Source organism: Deltaproteobacteria bacterium (assembly GCA_019310525.1).
Classification (GTDB): domain Bacteria; phylum Desulfobacterota; class DSM-4660; order Desulfatiglandales; family HGW-15; genus JAFDEE01.
In genome coordinates this window covers 18,154-43,018 of the sequence record JAFDEE010000030.1, presented here as the reverse complement: position 1 = coordinate 43,018, position 24,865 = coordinate 18,154, and the positions used below count along the sequence as shown (strand labels likewise).

Sequence of the window (24,865 nt, the reverse complement as noted above, 5' to 3'; positions counted from 1 at the left end):
TTAAAATCGCTCCGCGCGCGGCGGACTCCCCGCCTTTCGAAAGGATACCCGGTTTGAGTCCGCCTCTCGGAGGGCAACGTACAAGCAGGCTCCGCCCCATTGGGCGGGTCAGGCGTTTTTCAAAGGTCTCTCAGTGGGTTTGCCCATAGTATCCGTAATGCCGAAGAAGGGATCTCTCATTAAAACGGAATGGTTTTTATCTTTGTGGAGGTGAGAAGTCGAGGTGATGAAAGCTCAACTCAAGGAGCTTGAAAAAGAGGCGCTTGGGGAACTGGAAAAATCACGGGACCTGAAGGCCCTCGAAGATTTCAGGATCGCTTTTCTTGGAAAAAAAGGGCGAATCAGCGCCTTGTTGAAAAGAATCAAGGAGGTGCCTCCGGAAGAGAGACCCGAAATCGGTCAACTGGCTAACCAGGTCAAGTCTCGGATTACCCTGCTTTATGAGCAGACACGTGCGAAGCTGGAATCACAGAAGACTGAAAAACGGGCCCTCCTGGATATCACATTGCCTGGAAGAGAACCTCCAAGAGGTCATCTCCATCCCATCAATCAAGTGCTTCGAGAAATATGCAATATTTTCATGGCCATGGGGTTCCAGGTCGTAGAAGGCCCTAACGTTGAGCTGGATTACTATAACTTTGAAGCACTCAATATCCCCAAAGACCATCCGGCCCGGGACATGCAGGACACCTTCTATGTGTCGGACAACGTTGTGCTGCGGACCCATACCTCGCCCATGCAGATCCGGGTAATGGAGAAACAAGCCCCTCCTGTCAGCATCATCGCGCCCGGGAAGGTCTACCGTAGGGACTCGGACGTATCTCATACCCCCATGTTCCACCAGGTGGAAGGTCTTCTGGTGGATGAAGGGGTCACATTCGGCGATCTCAAGGGCACCCTGACCCATTTCGTCAGGGAGATGTTCGGAGGCGACACGGCCCTGCGATTCAGGCCGAGCTTTTTCCCTTTCACCGAACCGAGCGCCGAGGTGGATATCCAATGTGTCATATGCGGGGGAAAGGGGTGCAGGACATGTTCCAACACCGGATGGTTGGAGATTTTGGGCTCAGGAATGGTTGATCCGGCCGTGTACGGATTCGTGGGATACGATCCGGAATCCGTTTCGGGATTCGCCTTCGGGATGGGAATTGAGAGGATAGCTATGCTGAAATACGGGATCGACGATATCCAGTTGTTTTACAGGAATGACATCCGTTTCTTGAATCAGTTTTGACCATTTCCTACACAGGCCCCTTGGGGTTGACCCCCGGAGGTCTTTGATCCCTGTTTTCAAATCCGATCGAAAGAGTCGTCTTCATGCGAGTAAGTCTGAATTGGTTGAAAGATTTTGTGGAAATCGAGATGCCGCCTGCTGAACTGGCCCATCTCTTGACCATGAACTGTCTGGAGGTGGAGGCCGTGGAGCCCCACGGTCAGGAGCTTGGTGATATCATAACCGGAAGAATCCTCTCCGTGGGTCCTCACCCGGATGCGGATCGTTTGTCTGTCTGCCTCGTGGATACGGGTCGTGGAGAGGTTCCCGTCGTCTGCGGCGCCCCCAATGCGAAAACCGGGGTGGTGGCCCCGATCGCCATGCCGGGAACCAAGCTGCCCGGTGGGATGATCGTGAAAGAGACCCGCATCAGGGGCCAGCGCTCCGTTGGGATGCTTTTGGCGGAAGACGAGATGGGACTGACCGATGATCATACCGGAATTCTGGAGCTGCCCGAGGGCACACCACCGGGGATTCCGGTGGATTCGGTGATTCCCCTTACAGACTGGGTCCTTGAAGTAGGAATCACTCCCAATCGTCCCGATTGCACGTCCATTATAGGGATCGCAAGGGAAATCGCGGCGCTGACCGGCCAGAATCTGAAACATCAGGACATCCGGATAGAAGCAAGTGATCCGCCCATCCAGGATCTCGCATCGGTCAGCGTTGAGGATCCCGAAGGGTGCCCCAGGTATTCCGCAGGCATGATCCAGGACGTGGACTTGGCACCGTCTCCTTTCTGGATGCGTTACCGCCTCTACCTGTGTGGAATGAGGGGCATCAACAACGTGGTGGACATCACCAACTACGTACTACTGGAACTGGGACAGCCTCTCCATGCCTTTGATTACGACCGGCTTGAGGAAAACCGAATCATCGTTCGAAGGGCGCGCGAAGGAGAAAGGTTCACGACCCTGGATGGAAAAAGCCATGTCCTTTCGGAAGATCACCTTATGATCTGTGACGGAAAGAGGCCCATTGCCCTGGCAGGAATCATGGGAGGGCTCAACTCCGAGATCTTCGCCGGATCCAGGAACGTCTTGATCGAGAGTGCTTGTTTCGATCCTATCACGATCCGGCGCGGATCCAAGAAACTGAACCTATCCACCGAGGCGTCCTATCGGTTCGAAAGGGGGGTGGATCCGGAAAATACCGTCTCGGCCCTTAATAGGGCCCTTGCCTTGATGGCCGAGTTCGGGGGAGGACGTATCGCAAAGGGAGTCATCGATATCTATTCCAGGCCCTATAAACAGAGGACCATCGATCTGAGGATAGACAGGACCAATAGATTCCTAGGGATGGAACTCAACCGCGACAAAGTGGCGGCTGATCTCGAGGCTCTCCAATTGAGTGTTGAAACCTTGGATGACAATACCCTGCGGGTCAGGCCCCCTGCCTTTCGGATGGATCTCGAGCGCGAGGTCGATCTAATGGAAGAAGTGGCACGCCTCGAGGGCTATGACCGGATCCCTGTGACCTATCCCTCCATTCGGCCCCATGCCCAGGCGGAGAAACCGCTCCTGTTTATCAATGAAAGACCCAGGGAACTAATGGCGGGGATGGGTTTCAGCGAGATATTAACCTATAGCTTCATTTCCCCTGAGGCCCTGGATCTCCTTGCTGATGGGGATACCGGTGGCGGCCTGAAGCCATGCGTGAGGATTTTGAATCCCCTTACATCGGATCAGTCGGTCATGAGGACGTCCCTTGTTCCCGGACTTCTTGGTGCCGTAAAATCCAATATCGCCCACGGTGAGGAAACCCTGAGACTCTTCGAGTTGGGGAACCTGTTTTTGCCCCGGGAAGGAGAGGAGTTGCCCCGTGAAACCTCCTGCCTGGCGGCGGTGATGACAGGGGAGGCCTGCGGGAAAACCTGGTACGGGGAAAAACGGGAAGTTGACTTCTTTGATATCAAGGGGATCCTTGAGTCCCTCCTGAAGGGTCTTAGGGTAACGGGTGTTCGATTCCTGAGAGGTCAGATCCCAGCCTATTTCGACAGGGAGATCTCCGCACTGGTGGATGTCTCGGGGACCACGGCAGGATATATTGGAAAAATCACCCCCGAGGTCCTTGAGCGGTACGATATCAAGACCGACAACGCCTATCTCTTTGAACTTCACCTGGAAGTTCTTTTATCCTGGATGAAAGGGTGGGCATCCTTCAAACCCTATTCCAGGTTCCCGGCCGTGTATAGGGATCTCTCCATAGTTGTGGGCAAGGAAGTGGAGAGTGCGTCCGTTCATGATATCATTCTTCGCGAAGGCGGAGAACTCCTCGAATCCGTGGAGCTTTACGATGTCTTCGAGGGTGGGAAGATCGGTTCTCAGGAGAAGGCGTTGACCTTCAGGCTGCGGTACCGGTCAAGGATAGAGACCCTGGACGGAAGAGAAGTGAACCGGTTGCACGAGAGGGTCATGAAGACCGTACTGGAAAAGACGGGCGGCCGTTTGAGAGAGGCCTGATTCAACATGCAGGTCCCGGATGACAAGCGATATTTCAGGATTGGAGAGGTCAGCCGTATAATCGGCGTGGAGCCTTATGTCTTGAGATACTGGGAGACGGAGTTCCCCCAGATTCGCCCCAGGCGGGCTGATTCCAACCAGCGGACTTACCAAAAGAAGGACCTCGAGATCCTCTTCGAGATAAAGCGGCTCCTGTACGATGAAAAAATGACCATCGCCGGGGCGCGTCAAAAGTTGCGTAAGAGAGGAGTCCAGACTGCCCCGGTCTCCCCTGGGGCGTTCATTGAATCCTTGAAAAGAGACCTCAGGGAGATTCTTCGAATCCTTAGTTGAACTGAAAGACGCTCCAGAGAGGAAAGGCGGGGTGAGCGCGTCGAAGCGCTTTTGCCCTAAAGCGGTTTTGGCTCCGGCGCAATTCCGCCCAAGAGCTCCATCGGCGAGGGAGGTTCGAAATCTCCTCCCTAGGAGCAAACGAAGATTTCGACGGGTACCTTGCTGATGAGGCGGGATCCGGTCTCCGTCACCAGGAAAACGCTTTCGACGCCCACGCAGAATTCGTCCGGGAAGACCATCTTGGGCTCCAGGGCGAAGGTCATGCCGGGTTCCAGAATCTCCTGCTTCCCCCGGGCGATAAAGGGTGGTTCAATCAGTTCCAGACCGATCCCATGGGCGATGAAGTTCACCTTGTACCCCGGGAGCCCGAGGTAGACGTCTCCGTATCCGAGTTTCTCCGCCAGGGTGTGGGCGAAGCCGAAAATCTCTCCGGTCTGAAGGCCCGGTTTCGTTTTTTCCAGGACGGCCTGATGGATCTCGATGGCTGCGTGGGAAGCCTTGAGGGCCTTGTCGGGCATGGCACCCATGGCGAACATCCTGGTCTCGTCCATGTGGTAACCGTTCAGCACGGAAGCGAGGTCGACCATGATGGGTTCGTGGGGGGCAAGGGCTTTGGGCCCCGCTCCGCAAGGAAAGGCGGGGGAGGTGCCTTGCCCGCTTGCCGGGGAATCCAGCAGGCCCACCATGGAGCCGCTCTTCCCGCTCAGGACATGCCAGGGATACCCTTCCGTCTGGTAGTCCCGGACACGCATCTTCCCGCCATGACCCAATTTCCTGGCATAGGCCTCGAATAGACCGGCGAATTCCATCTCACTCTGCCCGGGTCTGATGATGTGCCTCATGTATTCAAAGGTCTTGCGGGATAGTTCTGCGGTGTTTTCCATCTGCTCGATTTCCCAGGCCGATTTGCGGCTCCGAAGTTTCAGGATAAGGGGGGATGCGTCCACGATTTCTTGTCGAGGGAAGAGGGATCGATAGAAGTTGAAATCCCTCACCGGGATGACGTCCAACTCGAACCCGATCCTTTCAGGGAGCCGGCCGTAATAATCCTGGATCAATCCGGGTATCTCCTTGACGGAGCGGATTTCCACGATCTCCGCAAGGGGAGATTCCTCCCTGGCCCTGGGCATGTACCGTTTGACCATGAAAAGTGGAGGCCCCTCCGCCGGGACGAAGAGAAAACCGTTTTGGGCGGAGCCCGTGAAATAAAAGAGGTCCACCCTTTGAATCACGAGAAGGGCGTCTATATCCTGCGCCTGGATCGTCTCCTGAATCTTGCGGATACGCGCGTTGATTTCTTTTGCAGGAACCTTGAAAATATCGTTCATCGCGTTGTTTTTGCTCCTTTCAAGGGGATATCGTCGGGAAGGTGGGGCCCTCTCCCGGATCAAGGAGGACTCCGGCCGGGGAAACCCTGGTGGATGGCCAATTCGGATCCGCCGTTTGATACCATTATCTGGGTATTGGAGGCAAGCCCTTCGGCATTGGAGAATGTGAGACCTTTGAAAAACGCCCCCTTTTGCCCAATCTCTGCGCCTGCCTGTGCCGGGCCTATCTGCCGTTCCAACGGGACAGGCAGGCACGGCAGACAGGTCAGACTCAAATTTTATTCCTCGAAATACTCCAATGTATTCCTGCGGTTAAAATTTTCGCCTTCCTTGACCCTTGGACAAAATTGAACATTTTTCAAAGGTCTCAATGTATTTCCCATAGGTGCACTTTTCTGGGAGCCTTGAACCCGGATTAAGCAATCGCCAGGTTTGCCGAAGATGCAAGGCGGAAGGTGCGAAGACGTAAATGAATGGACCCGTTCGGAGAGAAGGCATCAAAGCATGGAGCGCATATACAGAAAGAAGGTGGGGACCCGGGGACTTCATTCATTCCAGGTGGCGGTGAAAGAGACGGATCTCTGGATATGCGCCGATCGTCCGTTGGTGAAGGAGACAAGGGACCTCGTCCTCAAAAACAGGAACCATCTCGAACATTACATCTCCCTGCATCCTGATTTTCTTTCCACCCTTCAACCCTTCCGGAAAGACCCTCTCGCCCCGCCGATCGTAAAGGCCATGATCGAGGCCACACATGATATCGGCGTGGGACCCATGGCGGCGGTCGCCGGGGCCATGGCACAGTTCGTGGCGGAGGGCCTTCGGGAGTTCACCCGGCAGGTGATCGTGGAAAACGGTGGGGATGTCTACCTGAACATGAAAAAGCCGATGACGGTATCGGTTTTTGCAGGGAAATCGGCGCTGAGCGAAAGGCTCGGGTTGAAGATCCCTGTAGAACAGATGCCGATGGGGGTCTGCTCCTCCTCGGCCACCATCGGGCATTCTCTCAGCCTGGGTGCCGCTGATCTGGTCTGCGTTCTGTCTAAATCCGCCGCCAGGGCGGACGGGGCGGCCACGGCCCTATGTAACAGGATCAAGAACAGGAAAGACCTGGAAAACGTCGGTCGGTGGGCCGCTCAGATGGGAGGAATCATCGGCGGCCTGGCCGTCATGGGCGATGCCTTGGCCCCATGGGGAGAGAGACCTTTGAAAAACGCCCCCTTTTGCCCAATCTTCCGCCTTCGCTATGGTTACGGCGTGACAAGTCCGCCAGACAACGGCGGACAGGCTGCGTCAGACTCAAACCGGGGACCCGCCCGTTGGGTGGGGAGTCGTCGCTTCGCGCGGACAAATTTTAATCCTCGAAATACTTCAATGTATGGTGCCTCTCCTCTGCCGCTTGGCATTCTAAAGCGGGATGGTTAAAATTTTCGTCTTCCTTGACCTTGAACAAAATTGAACATTTTTCAAAGGTCTCTCTAAGTTGAATATTTCAAATGAGGCAATATAATTGACTGAAATGTTAGCATATTTTTGGAGTATAGATGGTATTGGAATACTCACCGGATTTTAATGGAGGGGCATGTGGATCTTTTCTTCGCTTCAGAATTTCCCGGCCTGGTTATTTCAAAGGGTTAAGGACGGGGGATTCTTGCCCCCCCGAGAAATGATGAATAAGGGATTTCGAGGTCAGAGAAAATAGAGCTTCTCATCTACCTTAGGCGGGGTTTTCAATCCCCTGCCTGATGATTTTTTGGAAGGTACAAAGGGATCCTCTTCTTCGAGGATATCGCCCATCTCAGCCTCCACCTCGTCAGGGTCTTCTCCGGCCTCCATGCGCCGTAAGACCTCCTCCATGCCGGGGCCGGGCCTCATGCCGGTCATGTCGGTGAGTTTTCGCATGAGCAGGGCGGCCTCACGGGGATCATCCCCGTCCATTCGTTCCGCGTCCAGGGCAAGGCGCTCCAAGGCCTGCTCCATCTTTTTTTCGTCGAACTCGGGCAGGGGAGCTTCTCCCTCTTCCCCGAGATTTCGCGGAGTGGCGAAGACCGACATCCTGCGCTCCAGCCTCCTTTTCCCACACCTCGGACACAGGGGCCTCGCTTCCGTATTGACGGATGCAGAGAAGAAATTGAAGATCCTATTGCAATCTGGGCAATAAAATTCGTAGATCGGCATCGGTATTTCTCCAGGGAAGCTTTGGAATGAAAAGGGTCGGTTTTTTATGTCTCTCTCCATTCACGCACGAGATACCCGAGATGATCCCTATAGTCAAGGTTCTCGTGGGTCTTCAAGATTTATGGCTTGTCTTTTTCCCTTAGGTTGTTATACTCCTACCCCATCAAATCGAGCCGAGGAAAGTGGAGAATGAAGATCGGCGTGATCTCCGATACCCACCTTCGAAAAGTAACCGATGCCTTTCGGCATCTCTTGGAACGCTATTTCTCTGATGCGGACGTGATACTTCACGCCGGTGATTTCGTATCACCGGAGATCGTCTCTTTCCTGTCCGAGTGGGAGTTTCATGGGGTCCACGGCAACATGGATCCACCCGAAATCAAGCAGTCCCTCCCATCGAAGAAGGTGCTGGAACTGGAAGGGGTGAAAATAGGCCTCATTCACGGCTGGGGCGCTCCTGAAGACCTCGAAGAAAGGATATGGGGAGAATTCGGTGCGGTGGATGTCATCGTATACGGGCATTCTCACCGGAGCGTAAACCATCTGAGAGGGGGAACCCTCTTTTTCAATCCCGGCACAGCCATGGGATACGCCCTCACGGGTATCCACAGCGTAGGAATACTGACGGTCGAGGACGGGATCCGCGGAGAGATCATTGACATTGAAACCTCGGGTTTGTCCCGATGAGTCCGGGATCACCGCCCCTACCAGAATATGAGAAAGGAGAGACAAGGGGCTATGAAAGTGCTGTGGGCGCCATGGAGGATGAAATACATCTTGTCCGAAGAAAAGGATGAAGGTTGTATTTTCTGTCCAGGCCCTGAGAGGAATGAAGATTCAGACCGGTTGTTTCTTCACGTGGGAACCCTCTCCCTGGTCATGATGAACCGTTTTCCTTATAACAACGGTCATCTCCTGGTGGCTCCCGTCAGACACGTACCCGGCCTCGAACACCTAAGCGATGAAGAGCTCCTTGACCTTATGCACTTGGTGCGCCGATCCGTGGAGATACTCAAAAAGGTCATGAACCCGGAGGGGTTCAATGTCGGGTTGAACCTTGGAAGGGTTGCAGGTGCGGGGGTCGAGGAACATATGCACTTTCACATCGTGCCAAGGTGGAACGGGGATACCAATTTTATGACGGTATTAGGGGAAGTGAGGGTCATTCCCGAGCATATCCGGGAGACCTATGAGAAGCTGGTGCCCCATTTCAAATCCTCAAACAACTTACCTGGAGGCATCCAATGAGACAGGTGAAGCTCATTCTTCTGATCTTTGCAACGGTTGTCGTTATTATATTGATTGTTCAGAACATGGCGGCCATATCCGGAACCGTTCAATTCAGGGTGAATCCCCTTATTTCCCATGAGATCCGTACACCTCCTATCGCCATAGGGCTCGTTACGCTCATAGCATTCTTTTTCGGCCTCGTCGTTGCTGGAGTGTGTGGAATCATGGAGCGTTTTCGCTTGAAAAAGCGGATCAAGCAATACGAAAAGGAATTGCAGATCAAGAATCAAGAACTGAATTCACTGAGAAATCTTCCCATCACCTCGGATGATGTGAATTCAGGTCCTGTGAATCAGGTCTAAAGGGCTTGGGGGAGATGGATCGATGACCAGCCGCATCGCCCAGTGGATTACAGAACCAGGGATCCTGGAGGTGGGGCTCGGGATCGTCGCAGCCTTCATCTTAGGGCTGGTCATCGGGCGTCTGTGGCGTGCCAGGAAAGGTCATGGTTCCGGGGAAATCAGGAGTGAAGAGGACAAGGCCTTTTATAAGGGCGTCCAGTACATTCTTTCCAACGAACATGATCAAGCCATTGAAGCATTTACCCAATCCGTCCAAATAAATTCAGAAACCATCGAGACTTATGTGGCCCTGGGAAACCTGTATCGATCGAGGGGAGATATCGATCGGGCCATCCGCATTCGCCAGAGCATCATCGCCCGCCCGCATATTGACGAAGAAATCAAGTTGAGGGCCCTTATCGACCTGGGATTGGACTACCGGAAGGGCGGGTTTTTAAGCTGGGCGCTTGATACGTTTCAGAAGGTCCTTCAGAAGCGACCCTCGGATCTGAACGTGCTGAAGGAAGTTGAAAAGATTTACGAGGAACTCAGGGACTGGGAGAACGCCTTTCTCACGCGTCAGAAAATCGCAAAGCTGTCAAAGGGGAACCATGGTCATATCCTGGCCCATCACCAGACGGAAATGGGAAAAGCATGGTTTGAAAAAGGGGATTTCGGCCGGGCCAGGGCATGCTTCAAGAAGGCCCTTTCCCTGGATCCCGGGTGCGTGGATGCCTATCTTCACCTGGGGGACCTTCATTTCAGCAGGAAGGATTACAACAAGGCCATAGACACATGGAAGAGGGCCGTAAAAGTTGCCCCGAAATTTACATTCCTGGCCTACCGGAGGTTGGAAGGGGCTTACTCGAAGATGAAGAATCTCCAGCCGGTTGAGGACTTTCTCCGGGAATGCGCGGAGTCCCACCCGGACGCCTTCACTTACATGGCCCTCGCCCGATACCGGCACAATGAACAGGACTACGAGGGAGCCGTCCGGGAACTGAAAGCCGCGCTCGAGATCGACCCTTCCTTCTGGGAGGCGAGGAAATTTTTGGGTGAGATCCTTCTCTCACGGGAACAGAAAGAAGAAGCTCTTGCGGCCTACCAGGATCTCATTTCCCATTTGAATGTCCCCTACCTCAAATTTCAATGCCTCCAGTGCGGATTCAGTCCCCCCGAACTTCAATGGCAATGTCCCCAGTGCCGGAGGTGGGACACCGTGGATCTTGTAGAGTCCAGGACCGTGAATACGACATCCACCCTCGATCTCCAGGAAAAACACCCTTTCCCATCCGATCCCCGTTCAGAGGAAGACCGATGAGCAAAATGACGCCCATGCTGAAGCAGTACATGGGTATCAAGAGCGAGTACGCGGATGCCATCCTTTTTTACCGCATGGGTGATTTCTACGAGATGTTTTTCGACGACGCGAAGGTGGCCTCCAGGATCCTTGGTATCACCCTGACTTCCCGGGGAACTTACAACGGCGAAAAGGTCCCCATGTGCGGTGTGCCGTATCATTCAGCCGGTTCCTATGTGGCCAAGCTGGTAGAAGAGGGATGGAAGGTGGCCATATGCGAGCAAACGGGTGATCCAAAGGCCAGCAAGGGCGTCGTAAAGCGGGAAGTGGTCAGGGTGGTCACACCGGGTTCGGTGGTGGAAGAAGTGGAAGTGGACGGCAAGAACAACCTCTTTATGGCTGCCGTCACCGGGGTCGGAGGGCCTTACGGCCTTGCCCACCTGGATCTGTCCACGGGTGAATTCCGGGTCACAGAGGCCGGTACCCTGGATGAACTCCTGGACGAACTGGGGAGAATCGATCCGGTCGAGGTTCTCCTACCTGAGAAGGACCTTCCCGAAGCCAGGGAAAGACTTGCACCCTATCGCCTTGAACTGCTCCACCGGGATGATTTCCTTCCCGAGAGGGCCGAAGAGCTTCTCCTGAAACAATTCGGTGTCCATTCCCTCGACGCCTTCGGGTGTCAGGCAATGGATCAGGGGATAGTCGCCGCCGGTGCCGTCGTCCATTACCTTCTCAAGACCCAGAAGGGAACCCCGCGTCATATTAAGGGAATCGTCACTTACCGGCTTGGGGACTTCATGTTCCTTGACGAGGCCACGACCCTCAATCTGGAACTCTTCAGGACCATGAGGCGTCGATCCACGAAGGGCACCCTTTTTCATATCCTGGATAGAACCGTTACCCCCATGGGGAGCAGGCTTCTTAAACGTTGGATCGGGTATCCTCTTCTCGACCTTGATAGGATCAGGAAAAGACTTGCTGGAGTGAGCTGTTTCCGGGAGGATCGTATTTTAAGGGAAGAGGTCCGTGAACAACTCAGGGGTATATATGACCTGGAGCGGTTGAACGGACGCATCTCCATGGGCCGAGCCAATGCCAGGGATCTGGTGGCCCTCAAGTCTTCCCTGCGAAGGCTCCCCTCCCTCAAGACCAGGCTTGACGACTCACCCAGCGAACTGGTATCCGAGATCGCCGAGGGGCTGGATCCGCTCCAGGACGTGGCGGACTGGATCGAAGAAGCCCTCAGGGAAGATCCTCCCTTGTCCATAAGGGAAGGCGGCATCATCAAGGAAGGCTATCATCCTGAACTGGACAGGCTTATTTCCGTCACCCGAGACGGAAAGAAATGGATCGCTGAGCTGGTTTCGACGGAACAGGAGAGAACCGGTATTTCTAATCTGAAGATCGGATACAACCGGGTCTTCGGGTATTATATCGAGATCTCCAAGAGCAACCTGCACCTCGTACCTCCCGACTACATCCGGAAACAGACCCTGGTCAACGGTGAACGTTTCATTACCGAGACCCTGAAGGAATACGAGGAACTCGTGTTGGGAGCGGAAGAGAAAAGGGCGGCCTTAGAGTATGAACTTTTTGAAGAGGTCCGCAAGAGGGTGGCGGCTGAGAACGGTCGCATACAGGAAACCGCGAAACTGGTCGGTGAGCTGGATGTCCTGGCCGCACTCGCCGAGGCCGCCGAGGAATACGGGTATACCTATCCGGAAGTGAACGATGGAAAGACGATCGAAATTCTGGATGGAAGACACCCGGTAATCGAACAAACGGTAAAGGATGAAGACTTTGTTCCCAACGATATCCGTCTTGATGACAGGGCGCAGCAATTCCTGATCATCACGGGTCCCAACATGGCGGGGAAATCCACCATCCTGAGGCAAACGGCCCTTACAGTTCTCATGGCCCAGATGGGAAGTTTCGTGCCTGCTTCAAAGGCGGTGATCGGCCTCGTGGATCGGATCTTCACCCGGATCGGCGCCTCGGACGACCTGGCGCGGGGTCGAAGCACCTTCATGGTGGAAATGAATGAGACCGCAAACATCCTGAGGCACGCCACCACGGAGAGCCTGGTCATCCTGGACGAAATCGGCCGGGGCACGAGCACTTACGACGGTTTGAGTATCGCCTGGGCCGTTGCCGAGGCCTTGCACGACAGGAATGGGAGGGGGGTGCGGACCCTGTTCGCCACCCACTACCATGAGCTGACGGAACTCGTGACTACCAAGCCGAGGGTGAAAAATTTCAATATCGCCGTGCGGGAATGGAACGGTCGGATCATCTTCCTGAGAAAGCTGGTTCCGGGCGGTACAAGCAGAAGTTACGGCATAGAGGTCGCCCGGATAGCCGGTCTGCCCCAAGGGGTCATTGATCGGGCCAAGGAGATACTCCGCAATCTCGAGGGAGAAGAGCGGGACGAGGCGGGTCGCCCCATGAAGGCCCGATCCGGCAAGAAGCGTATCGCGGAGGATACCTGCCAACTCAGCCTTTTCGGGGGCCCGGATCATCGTCTCAGGAAGTGGATCCTGGACCTGGACATCCCATCCATGGCACCCCTGGAGGCTTTGATCGAACTCGACAAGCTCCGGAAGTATGTAGAAGAACACCTGACATGAAATCTCGATCGGATCACGTCATCTTCATTGTGCTTTGTCTTTGCATCGGTTTTTTCCTGCCGGCCGGTTTTCAGGCCCTTGCAAAGGGCTCAATCAGCGCCAAGTCCCTCCTGAAGGCCGCAGATACTTGCGCCAAATCTCTTTACCGTTCCAGGGAAAAGATGCGCTTCCGCCACAACTGGGAGCGATGTATCGAAAAGTACAAGCGGGTCTACACCCGCTACCCCCGAAGTGATGAGGCCGCATGGGCCCTTTACCGGTCGGGCCGCCTCTATACCAGGCTCTATAAGTATTCCGGCATGGAAAGGGACCTTGATAGGGCCCTATCTCTTTTCCGGAAGCTGGTCAAAGATTACGAGTCACATCGCCTGGCCGATGACGCCCAATACCGTATAGGCGAAATCTTTTACTATTATAAAAACAGCCCCACCCAGGCCTACGTTGAATTTCTCAAGACGGAAATAAAGTTTCCCTCCGGTGACATGCGGCCTAAGGCCCGTGCCATGATGGACCGGCTTGCCGCCGCCATGAGCAAAAAGGCAGAGCGTAAAGAGAAGAAGAAGTCCGGGGATTCCCGAAGTGCTCTTGCGAGGGTCACGAATATTCGTCACTGGTCGACTCCGACCTATACCAGGGTGGTCATTGATCTGGAAAAGCCCGTAAAATATCAATCCCATATCTTGAAGGCCGATCCGAACCACGAAAAGCCCAGGCGACTCTATGTGGATATCCAGAATGCCTTTGTAAACAATGATATCGAAAGTTCCATTCCGATCCGGGGCGGACTTCTCAAGAGGGCCAGGGCCGCGCAAAACAAAAAGGATACCGTCAGGGTTGTCCTGGATATCAACAGTATCGGTGGGTACAAGATTTTTCACCTCTATGATCCCTTTCGCATCGTTGTGGACGTCCGGGGAAGGGAAGGGGCCGCTTCAAAACGGATCGCAGGAGGCAGCAAGAAGACAAGGCCTGTGCGAAAGGGGATCCGGAAGGTCGAAAAACCCGACAAGAGCGTATCTCTTGCCAGACAGCTCGGGTTGACGGTCAAAAGGATCGTGATCGATCCAGGACACGGAGGAAAGGATCCCGGGTGCTTTTTGAAGGGTGGAATCAAGGAAAAAGATATCGTATTGCAGATGGCCAAGATCCTTGCTGCAAAAATCAAGAAAAAACTGGGATGCGAGGTGATCCTGACCCGTACCAGGGATGTGTTCATCCCCTTAGATGAAAGAACCGCCTTTGCCAATACCAAGAAGGCGGATCTCTTTATCTCACTGCATATAAACGCCCACAAAAAACCGGGAGTGCACGGTCTGGAAACCTATTTCCTGAATATGGCGACGGATGCCCGGGCCGTGATGGTGGCGGCCAGAGAAAACGCCACCTCGGAGAAGAACATCAGTGATCTCCAGGTAATCCTGAACAGCCTTCTGCTCAATACCAAGATCACCGAGTCAAGCAGGCTGGCCGCTGCGGTCCAAAAGAGCATGGTGTACGAGGCGAGGAGACGGTATCGGAACATCAAGAGCCTGGGGGTGAAACAGGCCCCCTTCTACGTGCTCATCGGAGCCGAAATGCCCGCCATTCTGGTGGAAACCGGATTTATCACCAATCCCACGGAAAGGAAACGCCTCCTCAGCCATTCTTACCAGGAAACTCTGTCGAACGGGATCGTAAAAGGAGTGGCGAGGTACATCCAAAGCATCGAGCAGACCTTTAAGGGCGGGTGATCCTCATGCCTCTTTTCCACCTATGCGGGCATCTTTCAATCCACAAATTCTCCTTGAAAGCCTGTTTTGTTTCAACCGCTACTTTTTCATCCGCCTTCGCCATGATGCCTTCTAGCTTGCTGCAAGGAGGAACGGCGGGCCGACTCCGTCGCATTTCCGCTCAGGATACCTCGCTGCTTGCAGCGGAGGGCTTCATCCGGAGATAGGCATCGATGAATACATCGATATCCCCATCCATGACCTTCTCCAGATTTCCGACCTCAACGTTTGTCCGGTGGTCCTTCACCAGGCGGTAAGGATTGAACACATAAGAGCGGATCTGGCTTCCCCAGGCGATCTCCTTCTGGGAATCGTGAATTTCCTGTTTCTTTTTTTCCCGATTGGCCCTCTCGATCTCATACAGTCTCGCCTTGAGGACCCGCATGGCCATGTCCTTGTTTCGATGCTGGGACTTCTCGTTCTGGCATTGGACGACGATGCCCGTCGGGAGATGAGTAATCCGAACAGCGGAACTGGTCTTGTTTACGTGCTGACCTCCCGGGCCGCTCGCCCTGAAGGTGTCGATGCGCAAGTCTTTTTCATCGATTTCAATCTTGATATCGGTATCCGCTTCGGGGAGAACGGAAACCGAGGCAAATGAGGTGTGCCTCCTGCCCGTCGCGTCGAAGGGGGAGATCCTCACCATGCGGTGTATGCCGTGCTCGGATTTCAGATACCCGTAAGCATAAGGGCCCGACGCGGTAAACGTGACATTCTTGATCCCCGCCTCTTCTCCGGGCAGCATATCGATGATCCGGGTGGCAAATCCCTTGGATTCACACCACCGGAGATACATCCGGAGGAGCATCTCAACCCAATCCTGGGCCTCTGTACCGCCCGCCCCGGCATTGATCGCCACGATCGCGTTTCGCTTATCGTCTGGATCCCCCAATAGGGATTGGATTTCAAGGCCCCGAATCTGTTTTTCAAGCCGGGAGACCTCACCCTCGACCTCCTTGAGGGTCTGTCCGTCGTCCTCTTCGAAGGCCATTTCCGCAAGGATCTTGGCGTCTTCAGCCCGGCGGTAATATTCTTCCCACCGCTCGATGGGTTCCCGCAAAGAGGCCATATGCTGATTCAAGCGCAGGATTTCCTCCTGGTCACCGTTCCAGAAATCGGCCTTCGCCATTGTTTTTTCGATTTCATCAAGTTCTTTTTGCCTTCGATCCAAGTCAAAGATGACCTCTGAGCTCTTCTAGGAGGCCCATTATGTGATCAATCTTTGCAATCATTTCATGGTTCATGGTTGTTCTCCTTGGTCTTGGAATAAAAGTCCTATCGATATTCACTCATGCCAACCCTAAAGGATCCGGGCGGGGTGGTTCCTCGGTTTCCCAATACACCCGCCTATCGGTTGAATAAGGCACCGCATGAATTTTTAAATTTTTTATTATAACATAAAATCAATAGAATTTTAATCAACCAGATTAAAAAAAAGAACCAGGGCAGGAGATCACCGAATCGTTCATAGGGTGTAACGGTGCGATTCGCAGGCAGGGGTATTTCAGCGGCCAGGGTTTCCGTCTTGAAGAGGCCGCTTTTCTTAAGGATTTTCCCCGAGGGAGCGATGAAGGCGCTGAAACCGGTATTTGCCGCCCGGATCAGGGGCCTGCGTGTCTCCACCGCCCGGAAAACCGCCATGGCCAGGTGCTGATAAGGGGCGCTGGTCTTTCCAAACCAGGCGTCGTTGGTAAGGTTGATCAGGATTTCCGCCCCGGTGCGCACCTGTTCCCGCGCGATTTCGGGAAAGATGATTTCAAAGCAGATCAGGATGCCGGCAGGGGCTGAGGTCAGGCGGATGGGGGCGATTCGGGTTCCTGAGGTGAAATCTCCTGCCGCTTGCACCAACCTGTTGACAAAGAACAGGAATCGCTTAAGTGGGACATATTCTCCGAAGGGGACGAGATGGACCTTGTCATAGGTCCCTACAAGGGTCCCTGAAGGGGAGATGCCAAAGGCCCGATTGAAATAAGCGGGTTTTCCTTTCCGTCGCTCGTATGCGGGGCTTCCAAAGATGAGGTCCGCCCCTGTCCTCCGCGCCGTTTCCCTGACCCTTTCCGACAAGGGGGTGTTTTCCTGGAAAAAAAAAGGCATTGCGGTTTCCGGCCATACCACCAAAGCGGGTTTGGAGGCCAGCCCTCGGTGGGTAAGGGTCTCATATAGGGTCACGGTTTTTTTCTGGTAGGCTGGATTCCATTTGACCGATTGATCTACATTCCCCTGGACGATCAAGACCCGGAGGGCCCGGGCGGTCTTCTCTTTTTCCAGGGTCTCCGCCAATCGATCGTATCCGTAAATGACGGCGAGGGAGAGGAAGAAAGCGGTGAGGGCGGTCTCCAGCACCAGGGTTTTTCTTGAAAAGCCCCGCTCAAATAGTAGGACATATATCGTGACGTTGACCAGGCACAAGAGGAAGGATAGGCCGTAGACCCCGAAAAGGTCCGCGCTCTGGATAAGAAGGAGATTCCGAAACTGGCCGTAACCCATGAGGCACCAGGGAAAGCCCGTCAATATCTTGGCCCTTACGAATTCTAAGGCGACCCAGAGCCCAGAAGTCAAAAAGATCGCCCCGAAGGTTCCCTTGCCCCGGGAAAAAAGCAGGGAAAAAAGGGCTGGATAAAGGGAAAGATAGAGACAGAAAAGGATCAGAATGGAAACGCTTACTGGAAATGGTAGCCCTCCGTAATGCCCCAGTACCAAGGTGACCCAATAGAGCAGAGTCAGGTAATGGGACATCCCGGCAATGAATCCCAGCCGGAAGGCCCCGGAGGGCTCTTCATCTTTGAGGGCCTTCAGGAGCGGGATCAAGGAGATCCAGTGGATCCAGGGGATTTTGGCAGGAGGAAAACCGGCCGTCAGCATCAGGCCGGAAAGTACGGCAAGAAGGATTTTTTCCAGGGAAACGGATTTCATGGACCGGGAAGATCACCTCCAGGGGCCTAAAGGTCTCGTCACTTCGTATCTTTTTCCGGAGTGCACACAGGGGAGGCGGGATGAGGGAGGATATGAATTTTGTTGATTTTCCTTTCATCGGCGGAGACCACGATCATCTCGATCCCGTCATAGTGAACCTTTTCATTGACCTTGGGCAGCCTTCCCAGGAGATGAATCACAAAACCGCCGACTGATTCGAATTCTCCTTCCGGCAGTTTAATGCCCAGGTGTTCTTCTAGCTTTTCGATTTCAAGCCGTGCATCCACGAGCAGGGAATCATCTTCCAGGACGGTGATGAGGGGGAGTTCCTCATCGTGCTCATCCAAGATTTCCCCGACGATCTCCTCCAGGATGTCCTCGATGGTGATGATGCCGGCCGTGCCGCCGTATTCGTCGGTGACTATGGCCAAATGGGTCTTCTTCTCCTTCAGGTCTTTGAGAATCTCACTGATATTTTGGTTCCTGGTGGTGAAATGGGGCGCCCTCAGTATTTCCCTCGGGATCTTCAGGGCCGGATCCTTTCCCCAGAATTTCAGGAGGTCCTTTGCATGGAGGATGCCTACGATCTCGTCGATGCTGCCGTTATGAATTGGAATTCTGGTGTGGCCGCATTCGGCGACCAGGGCAATGATCTCACCCAGGGTTGCATCGATGGGGGCAGAGGAGATCTCCGTCCGGGGGACCATGATGGAGTGGGCCTGGGTCTCCTTAAGATCAAGGACTCCGAAAACCATGTCGGACTCCTCGTCCGAGATGAGCCCCTTGGCCTGTCCCTCATCCATGAGATCATGGATTTCTTCAGTGAGGTCATCCCCCTTGTGGGAGGGGGATTTTCTTTTTTTGAACAGGGCCTTGATCACGTTGATCAAGCTGTGGTATGAATCGTCATCCAATGAAATTCAGATCCTGTCTTCTGCATGGAATCTTTAATCATTAATTAGTGTTCCTCCATAAATGGCCCTTTTCCCCAATCTCTCAGGTCAGGCTCAGATTTTAATCCTCGAAATACTTCAATGTATTCCTACGGTTAAAATCTTCGCCTTCCTTGACCTTGAACAAAATTGCCTGCTTTATGAATGGACACTAATTGATACGATTTTAGCCTCGCTGATTCCTGACAGTTTTTTTATAATATGGATCCTTGCTATGCCTGTCAAGAACCTTGAATTATTAGTCCTTTGCCATAAAATTTACTTGACATCGCCGAGACATGTGCTAGGTTTTAGCATTACGTTCCACACTAAGAGATCTTTGAAGTGGCTTTAAAGGTCTCGGTGTGGACGATCAATCGGGGGATCTTATGCGGGCATAGCTCAGCTGGTAGAGCACAAGCTTCCCAAGCTTGGGGTCGCGGGTTCGAACCCCGTTGCCCGCTCCATTTATTTCCCGAGGTTCGTGTAAGGCCTGGTTCCCTTTTTGAGGTTGTTGCCCGGGAGGGTGGGGCAATTTACTTCGAATTGCGGACACGTTGTTGTGACCATAACAACTGCCTTATGACTTCTATGCATTAATACTGGCAACACGTCAGTCTGCATTGAGGAAGCGGGTCTTTAACCCGCTTTTTTATTTGTCGAAATGGTTAGTAAATTCCAGCATATAACCAAACAGGTTGAGGGTTTGGTCGAAGGCATCCTTGAGGATCTGGGTTTTGAGCTGATTGACGTCGAATACCTTTCCAGTAGGGGCCGGTGGATTCTCCGATTGTATATCGATACGGAAGGTGGGGTAACGATCGACGACTGTGCCAGGGTGAGTGGAGAAATCGGTGATCTGATCGATGTTAAGGACATCATTCCCCATGAATATGTCCTGGAAGTCTCATCGCCTGGACTCGACAGGCCCCTCAAAAAGGAAAAGCATTTCCTTGAGGCCGTCGGGAAAAAGATCAGGATTCGAACGGTGCGGCCTATTGGGGGACGCCGGATCTTCGTGGGCCGGCTGAAGAAGTTCAAGGACGGCGTCCTGGACCTGGAATGGGAGGGAAAGTCTCTCACCTTTTCTCTCAGCGACCTTGAAAAGGCGAATGTGGTCTATGAGTTCGACATTTGACCACGGGGGCGTATGAGAAAAAGGCGCGGGATTGCGGGGACAGGTAAAATAAAAGGGTGATGTTAAGTCCTTTGTGAGGAGTCTGAGAGGTACTGAATAACCTTAATAACCGCGGAGTAATAATGAGATGGTTACAGAATTGAAAAGAGTCATTGACCAGGTGAGCCGGGAGAAAGGCATTGATCGAGAGGTGCTGATCAAGACCCTGGAAGATGCCGTAAGGGCCGCGGCCAAGAAAAAGATGGGACCGAATTATGACCTGGAGGTCAACTATAACGAAGAACTGGGTGAGATAGAAGTCTTCGAATTCAAAGAAGTTGTGGAAAAGGTTGAGGACGACCACCTCCAGATTTCCCTGGAAGAGGCCCGGGAGATCGACCCGGAATCGGAGATCGGCGACAGTCTGGGTGTCAAGATGGACACGGATGAGTTCGGCAGGATCGCCGCCCAGTCCGCGAAACAGGTGATCATGCAGCGGTTACGGGAAGCCGAGAGAAACATCGTGTATGATGATTACAAGGACAGGCGGGGAGAGATCATCCACGGTATCGTTCAGCGGTTCGACAAGGGCTCGATTATCGTAAACCTGGGGCGAACCGAGGCCGAACTCCCTCCCAGGGAGCAGATCCCAAAGGAGGTTTACAGGCAGGGGGACCGAATCAGGGCCTATATTTTAGATGTGAAGCAATTCAGCCGTGGTCCTCAGATCATCCTGTCCCGGACCCATCCGAACTTCCTCTCAGCCCTTTTTGAAAATGAAGTCCCCGAAATTTCCGAGAAGATCGTGTCCATCGTCCAGGTGGCCCGTGAACCAGGAAGCCGTGCAAAGATCGCAGTGCAGTCGCGGGACAGTGACGTGGATCCTGTAGGGGCCTGCGTCGGGATGAAGGGAAGCAGGGTCCAGGCCGTTGTTCAGGAGCTGAGGGGCGAGAAGATCGATATTGTTCCATGGGACCCGGATCCCGCCAAATTTATCTGCAATGCGCTGGCACCGGCTGAAATTACAAGGGTCATCATGGATGAAGAGGACCAGGCTATGGAAGTGGTGGTCCCGGACGACCAGCTTTCCCTTGCGATCGGCAAGCGGGGCCAGAATGTTCGATTGGCGTCTAAGCTATCCGGCTGGCATCTCGATGTTACGAGCGAGACGAATTATAATCGGGCCCTTAAGGAGGCCTATGATTCCCTCCTGAAAATCGATGGAGTCGGGGAGAAAACAGCCCTGAATCTCTACCAAGCAGGATATAGGTCCGCCAGAGACGTGGCCGCCGCCCAAATATCGGATCTGATGACGATACAGGACATGGACGAGGAAAAGGCACGAACCATTATTGAGAATGCAAACCTGTGCCTTGAGGCGGAGGAAAGTGAAGGAAGCCTGGAGGAGAAACAGGAGTCCATGGAAGGCCAAGGAGTGGAGGCGGAGGAAACCGTGAACGCTGAACCTGTTGCGGATTCAGCCGCAGGGGAGGGGGAGGAGCCGGAACCTGAAACCGGAGACAAAAAATCGGAGTCGGGAGAGAGCGCTGCAGGGATGGAGAAGGAGCCCGGAGTGCCCGATGCCGAAGAAGTGAAAGCCGCCGATGATGAAAGCCCTGAAGGTGAGTGAGGATGATTCTTGAGGGGGGCGGTTTGAAATGGGGAAGAAAAAGGGGCATGTGCCCTTCAGAACCTGTATCTCTTGCGGTACCAAAAAGGAGAAGGGGGAGCTTATACGTTTAGTCATGATTTCAGAGGGCGTCGTTGCGAGGGACGAGAAAGGGACATTACCCGGAAGAGGAGCCTATGTCTGCAAGGCCCCTACATGCTGGAACGGGCTCACCCGGGGCAAACGCCTCAACAGGGCTTTTAGAACGAAGAAGGCACTGACCCTTCTTCAACCTTAGAAGGTGAAAGGGCATCTCAAGGGGCCAAGGGAACACACCGCAGATTCCGTAACATTGAGTGTCCGGATCGACTATGTTTTGTGAGTATTCTGATTGGTTGATCAATACGTGAGAGTAAATAGAATATCAAATATCGGGGGGTTAGATGGCGAAAGTCAGGGTCTATGAATTGGCCAAAGAGCTCAACATGGATAGTAAAGAACTGGTGGAGAAACTCAAGGCCGGTGGACTCAATATCAAGAATTACATGAGCACCTTGGATGAGCAGGCCGCCGCCCGGGCCAGGGACCTCATCACCGGAAAGGTGTCCGAGGTCGTGGAGGAGAAGCGAATCAAACCCACGGTGATCCGCCGACGAAGGAAGACCGTGCCGGTAGCCAAGCCTGCAGAGGAAGTCAAGGGTGAGACCCCCGAAGAGCCTACCGCCCCTGAAGCCCAAGAAGTCTCCAAGGCGAGAGAGAAGGTCTCCGTAAAGGAGGAGGCACCTGAAGAGAAGCCGAAGAAGGTGAAAGAGGCAGTGGAAGAGGAGATTCCAAAACCAGAGGAGAGGCCCGAACCCGAGAAGGAAGAGATGGTTTCAGCCGGTGAGGCTCCTGCACCGGAGGAGGAAAAACAGGCGGAAGCACCAGCGCCGCCTGAAGAAGCCCCCCCCACCCCTGGTGAGGCCGAGCCGAAACCGGAAGAGGAGCCCGAGAAACCTGAAGAGGTTAAAAAAGCGAAGGTAAAAGAAAAGAAGAAGGCAAAAAAGAAAAAGGCCCATCAGCCCGCCAAGATCATCCGGCTTCCGGAGGAAGGACCTCTAAAAGAGATTTTGGCAAAGGAAGTGTCTAAGCCCGAAAAGGTTGAACCCAAGGGGCCCCCGATACCGGAAGTTGTTGTCCCAGTAAGTGAAAAGAAAGAAAAGGTTCCAAAGAAGAAAAAAGAAAAGAAGCGGGCGGAGCGAGACGTAGCCGTTCCGAAGAAGAGTATTCGACAGAAGAAGATAGAAATTTTTGAGCGTGCCGACCTTTACGAAGGAAGAAAGACCAAGCCCAAGAGAAAAGAAGGGAAGGGCAGGGAGGCCCAGAAAAGACTCAAACGCACAGAAATCACCCAGCCCAAGGCCATCAAGCGGAGAATCCGGGTGCAGGAAAAGGTGAGTGTGGGGGAACTGGCCAAAGCAATGGGGGTTAAGGCCGTTGAACTCATCAAGAAGCTCATGGCTCAGGGGGTGATGGCCAATGTAAACCAGTCCCTTGATTATGAAACAGCCTCCCTTGTGGCGGATGATTTCGGTTACGAACTCGAGCTCGACAAGCTCGACATCAAGAGCCTGATTCCGGAGGTCGAGGAAAAGCCCGAAGACCTGGTCCGGCGGCCCCCTGTAGTGACCATCATGGGTCACGTGGACCACGGTAAAACCTCCCTGCTGGATTATATTCGCAAATCCAACATCATAAGCGGGGAATCGGGCGGAATAACCCAGCATATCGGCGCCTATTACGTGGATAGGCCGGAAGGGGACATCGTCTTTCTGGACACCCCGGGTCACGAGGCCTTTACGGCCATGAGGGCTCGTGGGGCGAAGGTGACGGATCTCATTGTGTTGGTCGTTGCGGCCGATGATGGGGTCATGCCCCAGACAAGGGAGGCCATCAACCACGCCCGGGCGGCCGACATCCCCATCATCGTCGCCGTGAATAAGATGGACAAACCCGACGCCAATCCCGAAAAGGTGAGGAGGGAATTGGCAGAGATGGAACTGGTCCCGGAGGAATGGGGCGGTGACACAATATTCGGGTACGTGTCGGCCAAGACAGGGGAAGGGGTCGATGAACTCCTGGAGCTTATCCTGCTACAGGCCGAACTCCTGGAACTCAAGGCCAATCCGAAAAAACCGGCGATCGGAACCATAATCGAAGCGAAACTGGACAAGAGTCGTGGCGCCCTGGCCACGGTTCTTATCAAGGATGGAACCCTGAAACAGGGAGACGATTTCATCTGCGGCGACTATTTCGGACGGGTCAGGGCCATGCTTAACAGCCACGGCAAGAGAATCAAGACTGCAGGCCCTTCCGAACCCGTTGAAATCTATGGGATTTCTGGTGTTCCCATGGCTGGCGACGAATTCGTAGTGGTGCAGGATGAAAAGAAGGCCAGGCAGTTTATCGAGCAGCGCCAAGCCCAGATGAGGGAGAGGGAGACGGGCAGGCGAGGTATTGTGAGCCTTGACGATCTTTTCGAGAAGATCAAGGAAGGGGAAGTCAAGGAACTCAACATCGTTCTCAAGGCAGACGTACAGGGATCCCTGGAAGCCCTCTCGGATTCACTGCTCAAGCAGAGCACATCCGAGGTCAAGCTCAAGATCATCCATTCTTCAACGGGTGCCATTACGGAAACGGATGTCATGCTTGCTTCCGCCTCCGGCGCCATCGTGATCGGTTTCAATGTGCGTGCCAACCAAAGGGTGACCGAAATCGCCGAGAAGGAACAGGTGGATATCCGGTACTATGATGTCATCTACAATGTGATCCAGGATATCCGAATGGCTATGGCCGGTCTTCTGGAACCGGTCCTCAAGGAGAAGACCATCGGAAGGGTTGAGGTCAAGGAGACCTTCCACGTTCCCAAGGTGGGGACCGTGGCCGGGTGTTACGTGACGGACGGGTTCGTGGAGAGGAATTCCAATGTCCGTCTGGTCAGGGACGGGGTTGTGGTCTTCGACGGGAAACTGGCCTCTCTCAAACGCTTCAAAGACGACGTCCGGGAGGTCCAGGCGGGATATGAATGCGGTATCGGACTGGAACACTACCAGGACATTAAGCCGGGTGATATCCTGGAAATCTACCAGATGGAAGAGGTCGAGGCCGAGTTGTAAAGGATGGTTATAGGTATACTCAGGGTGGAGCTCTTCGTGCATGACAATCGCTCCCTTAAGGGAAAGCGAAAGATCGTACGGAGCCTCATCGACAAGGTGAAGAATAAATTCAACGCGTCGATCGCCGAGATCGGCTCCAATGATATGTGGCAGAAGATCGAATTGGGGATCAGCACGGTGGGAAACGACAGGCGTCATATCAATGCCTCCTTGAACACCATCTTGAACTATATCGATTCCCTTTACCTGGCGGAGATCGTCGACTCGGAGGTGGAAATCCTGAATACCTGAAGGG

At 53.7% G+C, this 24,865-nt stretch carries 20 protein-coding genes and 1 tRNA gene; 16 read left to right on the top strand and 5 right to left on the bottom strand.

What is annotated here, in order from left to right:
- The first annotated feature begins 226 nt into the window (after positions 1-226).
- The 3 genes from pheS to JRF57_07340 all read left to right on the top strand — a co-directional run bounded on the left by pheS (position 227) and on the right by JRF57_07340 (position 4,068).
- Entirely contained in the window at positions 227-1,234 is a 1,008-nt protein-coding gene (gene pheS / locus JRF57_07350; protein MBW2303516.1) for a phenylalanine--tRNA ligase subunit alpha, read from the top strand.
- 83 nt (positions 1,235-1,317) lie between these two features.
- On the top strand, positions 1,318-3,735 hold the full coding sequence (locus tag JRF57_07345; GenBank protein ID MBW2303515.1) for a phenylalanine--tRNA ligase subunit beta: 2,418 nt from the start codon (positions 1,318-1,320) through the stop codon (positions 3,733-3,735).
- A gap of 6 nt (positions 3,736-3,741) precedes the next feature.
- Positions 3,742-4,068: a MerR family transcriptional regulator gene (locus JRF57_07340; GenBank protein ID MBW2303514.1), complete on the top strand. Its 327-nt coding sequence runs from the start codon at positions 3,742-3,744 to the stop codon at positions 4,066-4,068.
- Between the two features lie 128 nt (positions 4,069-4,196).
- Here JRF57_07340 and JRF57_07335 read toward each other — a convergent pair whose 3' ends face one another.
- A complete protein-coding gene (locus JRF57_07335) occupies positions 4,197-5,396 on the bottom strand; it encodes an aminopeptidase P family protein (GenBank protein MBW2303513.1) in 1,200 nt (399 codons plus the stop codon).
- 504 nt (positions 5,397-5,900) lie between these two features.
- On the opposite strand from JRF57_07335, the gene JRF57_07330 reads away from it, so the two are divergent.
- Positions 5,901-6,821: a UPF0280 family protein gene (locus tag JRF57_07330; protein MBW2303512.1), complete on the top strand. Its 921-nt coding sequence runs from the start codon at positions 5,901-5,903 to the stop codon at positions 6,819-6,821.
- A 264-nt stretch (positions 6,822-7,085) separates the two neighbouring features.
- On the opposite strand, the gene JRF57_07325 is transcribed toward JRF57_07330, so the two are convergent.
- Entirely contained in the window at positions 7,086-7,574 is a 489-nt protein-coding gene (locus JRF57_07325) for a zinc ribbon domain-containing protein (GenBank protein ID MBW2303511.1), read from the bottom strand.
- A gap of 189 nt (positions 7,575-7,763) precedes the next feature.
- On the opposite strand from JRF57_07325, the gene JRF57_07320 reads away from it, so the two are divergent.
- Genes JRF57_07320 through JRF57_07295 form a run of 6 tightly spaced genes read left to right on the top strand, consistent with a single transcriptional unit; the run spans position 7,764 to position 14,805 of the window.
- Positions 7,764-8,261: a metallophosphoesterase family protein gene (locus JRF57_07320; GenBank protein ID MBW2303510.1), complete on the top strand. Its 498-nt coding sequence runs from the start codon at positions 7,764-7,766 to the stop codon at positions 8,259-8,261.
- Between the two features lie 51 nt (positions 8,262-8,312).
- A complete protein-coding gene (locus JRF57_07315) occupies positions 8,313-8,822 on the top strand; it encodes an HIT domain-containing protein (protein ID MBW2303509.1) in 510 nt (169 codons plus the stop codon).
- Positions 8,819-9,166: a LapA family protein gene (locus JRF57_07310; GenBank protein MBW2303508.1), complete on the top strand. Its 348-nt coding sequence runs from the start codon at positions 8,819-8,821 to the stop codon at positions 9,164-9,166. The genes JRF57_07315 and JRF57_07310 overlap by 4 nt, the downstream gene beginning before the upstream one ends.
- A 22-nt stretch (positions 9,167-9,188) precedes the next feature.
- Entirely contained in the window at positions 9,189-10,466 is a 1,278-nt protein-coding gene (locus JRF57_07305; protein MBW2303507.1) for a tetratricopeptide repeat protein, read from the top strand.
- Positions 10,463-13,075 carry a DNA mismatch repair protein MutS gene (gene mutS, locus JRF57_07300; GenBank protein MBW2303506.1) on the top strand — a complete coding sequence of 871 codons (2,613 nt, stop codon included), beginning with the start codon at positions 10,463-10,465 and terminating at the stop codon, positions 13,073-13,075. Before JRF57_07305 ends, mutS begins: the two co-directional genes overlap by 4 nt.
- Positions 13,072-14,805: an N-acetylmuramoyl-L-alanine amidase gene (locus JRF57_07295; GenBank protein ID MBW2303505.1), complete on the top strand. Its 1,734-nt coding sequence runs from the start codon at positions 13,072-13,074 to the stop codon at positions 14,803-14,805. The genes mutS and JRF57_07295 overlap by 4 nt, the downstream gene beginning before the upstream one ends.
- A 160-nt stretch (positions 14,806-14,965) precedes the next feature.
- Here the strand turns inward: JRF57_07295 and prfB are convergent, their stop codons facing one another.
- The 3 genes from prfB to JRF57_07280 all read right to left on the bottom strand — a co-directional run bounded on the left by prfB (position 14,966) and on the right by JRF57_07280 (position 18,560).
- Positions 14,966-16,024, bottom strand: a complete 1,059-nt coding sequence (gene prfB, locus JRF57_07290) for a peptide chain release factor 2 (GenBank protein ID MBW2303504.1) — start codon at positions 16,022-16,024, stop codon at positions 14,966-14,968.
- A gap of 167 nt (positions 16,025-16,191) precedes the next feature.
- Entirely contained in the window at positions 16,192-17,757 is a 1,566-nt protein-coding gene (gene lnt, locus JRF57_07285; protein MBW2303503.1) for an apolipoprotein N-acyltransferase, read from the bottom strand.
- Between the two features lie 38 nt (positions 17,758-17,795).
- Positions 17,796-18,560: an HlyC/CorC family transporter gene (locus JRF57_07280; protein ID MBW2303502.1), complete on the bottom strand. Its 765-nt coding sequence runs from the start codon at positions 18,558-18,560 to the stop codon at positions 17,796-17,798.
- 520 nt (positions 18,561-19,080) lie between these two features.
- Between JRF57_07280 and JRF57_07275 the strand changes: the two genes are divergently transcribed.
- From JRF57_07275 to JRF57_07250, 6 genes are all read left to right on the top strand, one after another.
- Positions 19,081-19,156, top strand: a tRNA-Gly gene (locus JRF57_07275).
- 239 nt (positions 19,157-19,395) lie between these two features.
- Positions 19,396-19,827 (top strand): ribosome maturation factor RimP, encoded by a 432-nt coding sequence (locus JRF57_07270; protein MBW2303501.1) that lies wholly within the window; start codon positions 19,396-19,398, stop codon positions 19,825-19,827.
- Positions 19,828-19,954: 127 nt separating this feature from the next.
- Positions 19,955-21,436: a transcription termination/antitermination protein NusA gene (gene nusA / locus JRF57_07265; GenBank protein ID MBW2303500.1), complete on the top strand. Its 1,482-nt coding sequence runs from the start codon at positions 19,955-19,957 to the stop codon at positions 21,434-21,436.
- Positions 21,437-21,464: 28 nt separating this feature from the next.
- Entirely contained in the window at positions 21,465-21,713 is a 249-nt protein-coding gene (locus tag JRF57_07260) for a YlxR family protein (protein MBW2303499.1), read from the top strand.
- 145 nt (positions 21,714-21,858) lie between these two features.
- On the top strand, positions 21,859-24,570 hold the full coding sequence (gene infB / locus JRF57_07255) for a translation initiation factor IF-2 (GenBank protein MBW2303498.1): 2,712 nt from the start codon (positions 21,859-21,861) through the stop codon (positions 24,568-24,570).
- A 3-nt stretch (positions 24,571-24,573) separates the two neighbouring features.
- On the top strand, positions 24,574-24,861 hold the full coding sequence (locus tag JRF57_07250) for a DUF503 domain-containing protein (protein ID MBW2303497.1): 288 nt from the start codon (positions 24,574-24,576) through the stop codon (positions 24,859-24,861).
- Positions 24,862-24,865 lie beyond the last annotated feature (4 nt).